At 74.5% G+C, this 9396-nt stretch carries 9 protein-coding genes and 1 pseudogene; 6 read left to right on the forward strand and 4 right to left on the reverse strand.

The window, feature by feature from the left end; all coding sequences use genetic code 11:
• Positions 1-156 precede the first annotated feature (156 nt).
• A complete protein-coding gene (locus tag BDK63_RS17845) occupies positions 157-927 on the reverse strand; it encodes a CDP-alcohol phosphatidyltransferase family protein (RefSeq protein ID WP_183334439.1) in 771 nt (256 codons plus the stop codon).
• Positions 928-1143: 216 nt separating this feature from the next.
• Here BDK63_RS17845 and BDK63_RS17850 point away from each other — a divergent pair, with 216 nt between their 5' ends.
• The 5 genes and pseudogenes from BDK63_RS17850 to BDK63_RS18610 all read left to right on the forward strand — a co-directional run.
• Positions 1144-2130 carry a zinc-dependent alcohol dehydrogenase gene (locus tag BDK63_RS17850; RefSeq protein ID WP_183334440.1) on the forward strand — a complete coding sequence of 329 codons (987 nt, stop codon included), beginning with the start codon at positions 1144-1146 and terminating at the stop codon, positions 2128-2130.
• A gap of 30 nt (positions 2131-2160) precedes the next feature.
• Positions 2161-2559: a 6-pyruvoyl trahydropterin synthase family protein gene (locus BDK63_RS17855; protein WP_183334441.1), complete on the forward strand. Its 399-nt coding sequence runs from the start codon at positions 2161-2163 to the stop codon at positions 2557-2559.
• Complete coding sequence (locus BDK63_RS17860; protein WP_183334442.1) at positions 2559-3665, forward strand: glycosyltransferase family 4 protein; 1107 nt, start codon at positions 2559-2561, stop codon at positions 3663-3665. Before BDK63_RS17855 ends, BDK63_RS17860 begins: the two co-directional genes overlap by 1 nt.
• The gene (locus BDK63_RS18730) at positions 3662-4585 is read left to right on the forward strand and encodes a methyltransferase domain-containing protein (RefSeq protein WP_183334443.1); all 924 of its coding nucleotides are present in this window, start codon (positions 3662-3664) and stop codon (positions 4583-4585) included. Before BDK63_RS17860 ends, BDK63_RS18730 begins: the two co-directional genes overlap by 4 nt.
• A 2-nt stretch (positions 4586-4587) precedes the next feature.
• Positions 4588-5454 (forward strand): annotated as a pseudogene (locus tag BDK63_RS18610) (lysylphosphatidylglycerol synthase transmembrane domain-containing protein); the annotation flags it as partial.
• Positions 5455-5520: 66 nt separating this feature from the next.
• Here BDK63_RS18610 and BDK63_RS17875 read toward each other — a convergent pair.
• Positions 5521-6396 (reverse strand): RibD family protein, encoded by an 876-nt coding sequence (locus BDK63_RS17875; RefSeq protein ID WP_343065343.1) that lies wholly within the window; start codon positions 6394-6396, stop codon positions 5521-5523.
• A gap of 52 nt (positions 6397-6448) precedes the next feature.
• On the opposite strand from BDK63_RS17875, the gene BDK63_RS17880 reads away from it, so the two are divergent.
• Positions 6449-7579 (forward strand): GTP cyclohydrolase II, encoded by a 1131-nt coding sequence (locus BDK63_RS17880; protein WP_183334445.1) that lies wholly within the window; start codon positions 6449-6451, stop codon positions 7577-7579.
• A gap of 17 nt (positions 7580-7596) precedes the next feature.
• On the opposite strand, the gene BDK63_RS17885 is transcribed toward BDK63_RS17880, so the two are convergent.
• Together BDK63_RS17885 and BDK63_RS17890 are read right to left on the reverse strand one after the other, a co-directional pair.
• Positions 7597-8421, reverse strand: a complete 825-nt coding sequence (locus BDK63_RS17885; RefSeq protein ID WP_183334447.1) for a creatininase family protein — start codon at positions 8419-8421, stop codon at positions 7597-7599.
• Complete coding sequence (locus BDK63_RS17890; RefSeq protein WP_183334449.1) at positions 8418-9230, reverse strand: FkbM family methyltransferase; 813 nt, start codon at positions 9228-9230, stop codon at positions 8418-8420. The genes BDK63_RS17885 and BDK63_RS17890 overlap by 4 nt, the downstream gene beginning before the upstream one ends.
• Positions 9231-9396 lie beyond the last annotated feature (166 nt).

Raw genomic sequence — 9396 nt, forward strand, 5'->3', positions numbered from 1 at the left:
ATACACAGGCCGGATATATGGCAGCAACCTGTACCTGCATCGATGAACGGAGCCTTGCAAGCCGGGAGGAGACCATATAGGGGTTCACAGCGCCCCCTCGCAGACCTGTCGCCGGAACAGCCTCGAGTGTTGCGGGACGCTCAGACGGCTTCCCATTCACCGGTGGCGGTAGAGCCAGCGCACGTCCACCGCGAAGGAGAGGGTGAGCCCCGCCAGGGCGGTGGCCGCCAGCCAGCCGGCGAGCAGATCGGACATGGCCGGCAGCAGGGCGAGCATCAGCGCCGCCACCTGCCAGACGCACACCGCCTTGCGGCGCTGGCTCTCGGGCAGCTCGCCGGCGAGCCAGGGCCAGCGCCAGCTGGCCGCCACGAAGACGTAGCGCATGGCGCCGATGGCCAGCACCCAGGGGCCGACGCGTTCCAGCTGCAGCAGCGCCAGGCAGAGCACCAGGATGAAGAAGGCGTCGAGCTCCATGTCGAAGCGGGCCCCCACGGCGCTGGCGCTGGCGGTGCGCCGGGCCACCCAGCCGTCCACGCCGTCCAGGGCCAGGGCCACCAGCGCCAGGGCGAAGAGCCACTCCCCGCGGGCGGCCAGCAGGGCCGAGTCGGCCAGGGTGCCGGCCAGCAGGGCCACCAGCACGCCTCGCGCCAGGGTGGCCCGGTTGGCCGGGCCCAGCCCCGCCTGTGCCCGGGGCCCTCGCCGCAGGGCGCGCCACAGCAGGGTCGCCATGCCCAGGTAGGTGACGATGGCCAGCGGCGCCACCCGAGGCGAGACGGCGCTGTCCGTCCCGGAGGCCAGCAGCATCAGCAGGAGCAACAGCCCCAGCAGGGCGAGGCCGCCCAGCGCCAGCTCCATGGCCAGCCGCCACGGCCGCGTCGCCTCGGCGGGCCCTTGCTCAGGTGGGTGGGACGAGACAGGAGAGGGCATCCGGGTTCTCTGGTAGTTGTTGATCGCCGTTGTCGATCGCCGTTGTCGGTCGCCATGGTGGCGAGGCATTGCCGCTATGCTGAGCCTCAGGGGCCCATGGTGATCACCGTAGCAGTCGGCCGCGATGGGGACCGCCGGTATCGCTAAAGTTATGCAAATTGTGGTAAATGTACCATTATTGTAGAAGTATTGCCGTTCCCTCTTGCTGGAGACCCCATGGCCGTCGACACCGCCACCGCCTTCTGGACCCTGGCCCCGGGCCACGGCGAACTGCGCGAGGAACCGTTGCCTGCCCCCGGCGAGGGGGAGGTGCTAGTCAAGGCGCGGTTCGGCGGCATCAGCCGTGGCACCGAGGCGCTGGTGTTCCAGGGGCGGGTGCCCGAGAGCGAGTGGCAGCGCATGCGCGCCCCCTTCCAGGCCGGTGACTTCCCCTGGCCGGTGAAGTACGGCTATGTCAGCGTGGGCGTGGTCGAGGCCGGTCCCGACGCGCTGCTGGGCCGGGAGGTCTTCTGCCTCCACCCCCACCAGGATCGCTACGTGGTGCCCGCCGCCGCGGTCACGCCCCTGCCGGCGGGGCTGCCCGCCGCCCGGGCGGTGCTCGCCGCCAACATGGAGACCGCGATCAACGGCTGCTGGGACGCCGAGCCGCGCGTCGGGGACCGCGTCGCGGTGATCGGCGCCGGCGTGGTGGGCGCCCTGATGGCCTGGCTCTGTGCGGCCATCCCGGGGACCCGGGTCTGCCTGGTGGACGTCTCGCCGGCGCGGGCGGAACTCGCCCTCGCCCTGGGCGTCGAGTTCCGCCTGGCCGAGCGGGCGCCGGCCGACAACGACCTGGTGATCCATGCCAGCGGCAACCCCGAGGGGCTGCGCCAGGCCCTGTCGCTGGCCGGCGACGAGGCGCGGGTGGTGGAGATGAGCTGGTACGGTGATCGCGAGGCGAGCCTGCCGCTGGGGGAGGCCTTCCACTCCCGGCGGCTGCGGCTGATCGGTAGCCAGGTGGGCCGCCTGCCCGCCGAGCGCATGCCGCGCTGGGACCACCGTCGTCGCCTGGCGCTGGCGCTGGACCTGCTGCGCGACCCTTGCCTCGATGCGCTGATCAGCGGCGAGAGCGACTTCCATGAGCTGCCCGCCCTGATGCCCCGGCTCGCCGCCGGCGCGGGGGAGGTGCTCTGCCACCGCCTGCGCTATGCCACCCCCGACTGACCCGACGTCCCACTGACTGGAGCCCCGGCCATGTACCGACTCACCGTTCGCGACCACTTCATGATCGCCCACAGCTTTCGCGGCGACGTGTTCGGGCCCGCCCAGCGGACCCACGGCGCCACCTACGTGGTGGACGTCACCTTCCAGCGCCGCGAGCTCGACGACCACGACCTGGTGGTGGACATCGGGCTGGCGGGCGAGGCGCTCAAGGCGGTGCTCGGCGAGTTCAACTTCCAGAACCTCGACGAGCTGCCGGAGTTCCACGGGCGCAACACCACCACCGAGTTCATGGCCCGGGTGATCTTCGAGCGCCTGGCCACGTCGATCCAGCTCGGCCACCTGGGGGAGGGGGCCGGCGGGCTCGAGGCGATGACCGTCACCCTGCACGAGTCGCATATTGCCTGGGCGAGCTTCGAGGGCACCCTGTGATGGCGGAGACGCTCACCCTGATCGTGGCCGGCGACCCCGGCCAGCTCACCGGCGGCTATGTCTATGACGCCCGCATCGTCTCGGCGCTGCGGGCCCGGGGCCGTGCCGTCGAGGTGGTGGGGCTCGAGGGGCGCTTCCCCGTGCCCGACGACACGGCCCGGCAGGGCATGGGCCGGGCGCTGGCGGCCCTGCCGGATGGCGCCCGGGTGGTGATCGACGGCCTCGCCATGGGCGGGCTCCCCGAGGCGGTCGCCCCCCACGCCGATCGCCTGGCGATCGTCGCCCTGGTGCACCACCCGCTGGCCGACGAGACCGGCCTGCCCGAGGCAACCCGCCACCGGCTGCTCGACAGCGAGACCCGCGCCCTGGCCCTGGCGCGACGCGTCATCGTCACCAGCCACTGGACCGCCCGCGGCCTCCACCGCTTCGGCGTGGCGGCCGAGCGGCTCTGCGTGGTGGAGCCCGGCGTCGACCCGGCGCCGCAGGCGGCCAGCGCCCTGGACCTGGAGTCCCCCGGGCCCCGGCGCCTGCTCTGCGTGGCGACCCTGATCCCGCGCAAGGGACACGACGTGCTGCTGGAGGCGCTGGCCGGCCTCGGCGACCGCGACTGGACCCTGGAGGCCATCGGCAGCCACGAGCGGGATCCCGCCCACGCCGAGCGGCTGCTCGAGGCCGCGCGACGCCATGGGCTGGAAGGGCGTATCGCCTGGGCCGGGGAGCGCAGTGCCGCCGAGCTGGCTGCCGCCTACCACCGGGCGGAGCTCTTCGTGCTGCCCTCGCGCTACGAGGGCTACGGCATGGTGGTCACCGAGGCGCTCGCCCGGGGCCTGCCGGTGCTCACCACCACCGGTGGCGCCCTGGTCGACACCCTGCCGCCGGCCGCCGGGCTGGCCGTGCCCCCCGACGATGCCGTCGCCCTGGGTGACGCCCTGGCCGCCTGGCTCGATGACGCCGAGCTGCGTCGCCGGCTGCGCCACGGCGCCCGTGAGGCCCGTCGCGACCTGGACGACTGGCAGCAGGCCGGCGACCGCTTCCTGGCCGCCCTGGACGACCCGACCCCGGCGGCCGTTGCCGCCGATCACCGCCCCGAGGAGACATCGCGATGAATGCGCCCGAGACCGACCGGCTGCCCGCCGGCACCCCTTCTCCCCGGGAGCGCTTCAGCGCCGACTGGCTCTCCCGCCGCGAGTGGCTGGATGGCCGCTCGCGCAGCCACTGCCTGACCGGCCTGGCCGCCGACTGGCTCGCCGCCAGGCCCGGCGCGCTTGGCGGCCCTCGTGGCATCGTCGACCTGGGCTGCGGCAGCGGCAGCAACCTGCGCTTCCTGGCGCCGCGGCTGCCCGGCCCCCAGCGCTGGCGGCTGGTCGATCACGACCCGGCGCTGCTCGCCCTGGCCCGCCGGCATGGCGCGACCCTGCGTGACCCGGCCGGCGCCCGGCTGGCTCTCGAGGCCTGCTGCCGAGACCTCGCGCCGGTGGATGACGGCCTGCTGGCGGGGGCCGACCTGGTGGTGGCCTCGGCGCTGTTCGACCTGGTCTCGCGCCCCTGGGCCGAGGCGCTGGTGGCGGCCGCGGCCGGGCGTCACCAGGCGCTGCTGTTCACCCTCAGCGTGGACGGCGACTGGGCCTTCCTGGATGCGGCGGGCCAGCGACTCGAGGACGACGAGGATGCCGCGGTCCGCGCGCTGTTCCAGGCCCACCAGCGCCGCGACAAGGGGCTCGGTCCGGCCCTGGGGGGGGATGCCCCCGCCGTGCTCGCCGCGGCCATGGCCGCGGCCGGCTATCGCGTGGAGAGTGCGGCCACCCCCTGGCACCTCGCCGCCGGCGAGCGCGAGCTGCTGCCTCTGGCCGAGCAGCTGGTGCAGGGCTGGCACGACGCCGCCCTGGCGCAGGCCCCGCAGGAGCAGGCGCGCCTGTTCCGCTGGCGATCGCGCCGGCTGGCCGGCCTCGCCGCGGGGGAGCTGGGGCTGACCGTGGGCCATCGTGACCTGCTGGCACTGCCGCCGCTGTCGGCCGGGGGCGCCTGAGCATGGCCGGCGCCCGTCGCCTGCTGCGCCCGCTGGTGGGGCTGGCACTGCTCGTCGGGCTCGCCGTGTGGCTGGAGCCGGCGGCGATCCTCGCCCAGGTGCAGCGGCTCTCGCCGGGCTGGGCCCTGTTGGCCCTGGCGCTGACCCTGCCGCCCCTCGTCCTCAGCGCCTGGCGCTGGCGGCTCACCGCCCGCCTGCTGGGGCTCTCGCTGGGCTTTCGTCGGGCCCTGCGGGAGTACTACCTGGCGCTGTTCCTCAACCAGGTGCTGCCGGGCGGGGTGGCCGGCGACGCCGCCCGGGCCTGGCGCCACTCCCGCGATAGCGGCCGCCGCGGCGGTGCCTGGCGGGCGGTGATCATCGAACGCGCCTCCGGGCAGCTGGCCATGGTGCTGCTGACCCTGGGGGTGCTGGCCGCCTCGCCGCTCTGGCACGAGCTGCTGGCAGGCGCAGCCAGGGGCGTCGCGGCGTCCGGCTGGCTGCCGGCCGGAGTCGCCGCCGTGCTGCTGCTGGTCCCGGTGAGCTGGCAGCTGGCCCGGCGGCCCCCGGCGGCCCTGATGGGGCTCGGCGGCGATCTCAGGCGCAGCCTGCTGGCCGCCTCGGTGTGGCCGAAGCAGCTCGCCGGGTCGCTGCTGGTGGTGGCGAGCTATGCCCTGGTGTTCGTCTGCGCGGCCCGGGCGATCGGCGTCGAGCTGCCGTTTGCCACCCTGCTGGCGCTGGTGCCGCCGGTACTGCTGGCGATGCTGATCCCGCTGTCGCTCGCCGGCTGGGGGGTGCGCGAGGGAGCCGCGGCCCTGGTCTGGGGACTGGCGGGGCTGCCGCCGGCCCAGGGGGTGGCGGTCTCCATGGCCTACGGGGTCGTGGTGCTGGTGGCCAGCCTGCCCGGCGGCCTGGTGCTGCTGTACCGGGTGGCTCGCCCCGCCTCGGCGAGCGGCGGGTCAGGCGACGGGCGGGGCGAGGTCGAGATCGAAGAGGGTGTCGTCACCGCAGCGGAAGGTCCGCGACACGGGACGGCGCGCCTCATCCAGGGTGGCAATGGGCGTCATCGCCAGCCCCGGCCGGCCGGAGCCGATCAGCAGCGGCGCCACCAGCAGGTGCAGCCGATGGAGCGCGCCGGCCTCGAGGAAGCGCGACACCGTGACGCCGCCGCCCTCGATCAGCACCCGGTCGAGCCCCCGGGCGGCCAGGGCTTCGAGCACGGCGGCGGGGGCGAAGCCGTCGGCGACCCGCGGCAGCGCCAGGCGCTCCACATGGTGCCCCGCCGGGCCTTCCGGGTGCGCCCCCTCGCCGTGCAGGTGCAGGGTCGGCACCTCGGGGTTGCGCAGCAGTCGCCGGTCCGGCGTCACCCGGCCCCGGGGGTCGAGGATCACCCGGACCGGGTGGGGGCCCGCCACGTGGCGCACCGTGAGCTGGGGGTCATCCTCGCTGGCGGTGCCGGCGCCGACCACCACGGCATCCACCAGGGCGCGCAGCCGGTGCAGGTGCACCAGGCTCTCAGGCCCGTTGATGAAGTGGGAGTGCCCGCTCTCGGTGGCGATGCGCCCGTCCAGGCTCTGGCCGAGCTGGGCGATGGCCAGCCGGCCGGCGCGGGTGGCCAGCGGGGCCAGGCAGTCGAGCAGGTCGCGGGCCTCGGGCGAGACGGGGCGTCCGGCCTGCCAGCCCGCCGGCGAGAGCGACAGGCCGGCCACCGGCGTGCCGTCGCCGCCGGGATGGGCGGCATGGACGAGGGCCTGCCAGGCCTCTTCCAGGGACAGAGACAGCGTCGGGTCAGTGGCGCCCATGGGGCCTCCAGTCGGGGAGCTGACCGCCATCATGCGCAGTTCGCCGGCGCGACGCAAAGCGCATCGATACCACCAGGAGAGAGCGATGCATCAGGTTGAACGGGCCATCTTCGATCTACGACGCGGGCTGCCGGTGCTGCTGGTGGCCGGCGAGTCCCGGGTGCTGGTCCAGGCCGTCGAGGGAGCCGCCCAGGCGGCCGTCTCGCGGCTGGATGAGCTGGCCGGCACCACGCCGGCGCTGGTGCTGAGCCGGCATCGCCTGGCGGCCCTGGGGGTGGAGCCGGCCGACAGGGCGGCCCGCCTGCCGCTGCCCGCGGAGGAGATGACGGCTCGCCTTGACGCCCTGGCCTACGGGGCCGCGCCAGTGGCGCGCCTCGGCCAGGCGCGACTCGAGGCGTGCCGCGCGGCCCTGCAGCCGGCAGAAGCGGCGGACCTGGCCGCCCTGGCATTGATGCGACGGGCGCTGCTGGTTCCCTCGGCGCTGGTGGCACGGGTCGCCGAGGCGCAGCGGGACGAGGTGGCGGCAGCGGTGGCCGACGGCACCCTGCTGGCGGTGGAGGCCGAGCAGGCGGAACGCTGCCTGGAGGGCGCCGCCGGCATGCTGCGCCGGGTCAGCGAGGCCCGGATCCCGCTGGCCGATGCCGATGACTGCCGCTTCATCCTGTTCCGTGAGCCCGACGGGATGCGCGAGCACGTGGCGGTGGTGATCGGCGACCCGGCCCTGGAGGCGGCGGAGACGGCCGTGCCGCTGCGCCTGCACTCCGCCTGCCTCACCGGTGACCTGTTCGGCAGCCTGCGCTGCGACTGCGGCGAGCAGCTGCGCAATGCCGTGGCCGAGATCGAGGCGCTGGGCGGCGGGGTGCTGCTCTACCTGGCCCAGGAGGGTCGCGGCATCGGCCTGGCCAACAAGCTGCGCGCCTACACCCTTCAGGACAGCGGGCTGGATACCCTGGATGCCGACCAGATCCTCGGCTTCGGCGAGGATGAGCGGCGCTACGGGGTGGCGGTGGACATGCTGGATGCGCTGGGCATTCGTCGGGTGCAGCTGATGACCAACAACCCCCTGAAGATGGCGGCCCTGGCCGAGGGCGGCATCGAGGTGGTCGAGCGCCAGGCGCTCTACGGCACCCTCAACGACCACAACCACCGCTATCTCAGCGCCAAGGCCGACCGCGCCGGCCATCTGCTCGACGAGGTCTTCCGGGTGCGACGCTGAGGCGCCGAAACGGGGCGTCAGGGCCCGCCGTGGGGCCGCTCCAGGCGCATCGCCCGGGTCTCCTGCAGGATCCGGGCGATGCGACCGGCGTAGTGTTCGACCAGGCGGCGGCCCAGTTCGGCGGTGCCCAGCCCGGCGTTGCCCACCACGCCCTCCGGATGCAGGTCCTCGGCCAGCCAGGCGAAGGCCGCCTCGCCCTCCGGCCCCAGCAGCTGGCCCTCTTCTGCCATGGCCTGGCCCCGGGAGATCGGGTGCCCCAGCTTGTCCAGGCGCACCTTCTGCGGCGCCAGGTGGCGCATCAGGGCGGTCTCCAGCGCCCCGCCGTGCAGGCCGTGGCGCAGCTCCTCGGCGGGCAGCGTCGCCTGAGGCACTCCCTCCGGCAGGGGCATGCGCGTGTAGTGGACCTTGACCACCAGCAGGCCATGGCGGCGGCGCAGCCGCAGGGCGGCCAGGTCCATCACCGCCTTGTTGCCGCCGTGGCTGTTGAGCCACACCAGGCGCTGGAAGCCGGCCCGGGCCACGGCCTCGCCGAGGGCCTCCAGGGTGGCGATGGCCAGCGCCGGCGAGAGGCTCAGGGTGCCGGCAAAGCCCAGGTGCTCGTCGCTGGCGCCCACCGCCAGGGGCGGCAACTGCACCAGCGGGAAGCCCGCCGGCAGCTTGGCCAGGGCGGCGGCCATCAGCCCCTCGCCGATATCCAGGTCGGTGGAGAGCGGCAGGTGGGCGCCGTGCTGCTCGATGGCGCCGAGCACCATCACCGCCACGCTCTCGCCGGGCAGCGCGGCGAGCTCGGGGGTCGTCAGGTTCTGCCAGCGGGGGAAGGCCGCTGGGGTATCGGTGCTCATGGGGTCGGCTCCGCGGTCGAGGTGTCACAAGGCGCGGGGCCGTCCGGGGCGGCCAGCCTTGCGTAGAGGTCGCCGGAGGGAAGGCCGTCGGCGCCCCGGGCGAGCCACGCGAGGGTGGCGTCCGCCGAGCGCCACTCGGGCCAGCGGAAGGCGCGCTGCTCCCCCTCGATGACGTTGAAGCGATAGTCGCCCAGCGCGGCCAGGCGTGTCACGCAGCGCTCGGCCACCTCCAGGGCGCCGGCGACGAACTCCACCGAGACCCCTGCCAGGGGCGTGGAGAGCCCCGCCAGCACCTCGGCCTCGTAGCCCTCCACGTCGATCTTGCAGAAGCGCGGCGTGCCATGCTCGGCAATCAGCGCGTCCAGGGTGGTCACCGCCACGCGCCGGCGGCTCTCCCAGCGCACGTCCCGGAAGCCGGGATTGCGCGCCCCGATGGTGGTGCGCCATTCGTGGGCCAGGGTGGAGACCGTGGGGTTGGCCTCGCTCACCGCGAGCTCGGCCTCGCCGGGGTCGGCGCCGGCGGCCCAGGGCAGCAGGGTGACCCCGGCGCGTCCGCCCACCAGCCTTGCCAGCCAGCGGAAGAGCCCCGGCTGGGGTTCCAGGGCCACCACCCGGGCGCCCAGCGCCTGGAAGGCGGCGGTGCGGTCGCCCAGGTGGGCGCCCACGTCGAAGGCCAGGTCGCCGGGGCCGATGAAGTCGGCGTAGAGGCGGCGCAGGGCGCGCTGCCGGCCGGGGCGCCAGTAGATCACCAGCGAGCGGGCGATGCCGACGCCCTGGCGCAGGCGGGCAGGAGACAAAACCTCCTTCATCAAGCATCCTCATGTCGTCATGGATCTTCCCCGGGGCTGATCCGGCGGCAGGCCCCGGAGCGCCGGACCGTCGAGGAGGCGCTGTGAACCCCTATATGGTCTCCTCCCGGCTTGCAAGGCTCCGTTCATCGATGCAGGTACAGGTTGCTGCCATATATCCGGCCTG

Origin of the sequence: Halomonas campaniensis (genome assembly GCF_014193375.1) — a bacterium.
Taxonomy (GTDB): Bacteria; Pseudomonadota; Gammaproteobacteria; order Pseudomonadales; family Halomonadaceae; genus Halomonas; species Halomonas campaniensis.

Excerpts from the sequence above, each read along its gene's own strand:
- BDK63_RS17875 (WP_343065343.1), bottom strand. The coding sequence starts at position 6,396 with ATGATGGCGGTCAGCTCCCCGACTGGAGGCCCCATGGGCGCCACTGAC.
- BDK63_RS17880 (WP_183334445.1), top strand. The coding sequence starts at position 6,449 with ATGCATCAGGTTGAACGGGCCATCTTCGATCTACGACGCGGGCTGCCG.
- BDK63_RS18730 (WP_183334443.1), top strand. The coding sequence starts at position 3,662 with ATGAATGCGCCCGAGACCGACCGGCTGCCCGCCGGCACCCCTTCTCCC.
- BDK63_RS17845 (WP_183334439.1), bottom strand. The coding sequence starts at position 927 with ATGCCCTCTCCTGTCTCGTCCCACCCACCTGAGCAAGGGCCCGCCGAG.
- BDK63_RS17855 (WP_183334441.1), top strand. The coding sequence starts at position 2,161 with ATGTACCGACTCACCGTTCGCGACCACTTCATGATCGCCCACAGCTTT.
- BDK63_RS17890 (WP_183334449.1), bottom strand. The coding sequence starts at position 9,230 with ATGAAGGAGGTTTTGTCTCCTGCCCGCCTGCGCCAGGGCGTCGGCATC.
- BDK63_RS17885 (WP_183334447.1), bottom strand. The coding sequence starts at position 8,421 with ATGAGCACCGATACCCCAGCGGCCTTCCCCCGCTGGCAGAACCTGACG.
- BDK63_RS17860 (WP_183334442.1), top strand. The coding sequence starts at position 2,559 with ATGGCGGAGACGCTCACCCTGATCGTGGCCGGCGACCCCGGCCAGCTC.
- BDK63_RS17850 (WP_183334440.1), top strand. The coding sequence starts at position 1,144 with ATGGCCGTCGACACCGCCACCGCCTTCTGGACCCTGGCCCCGGGCCAC.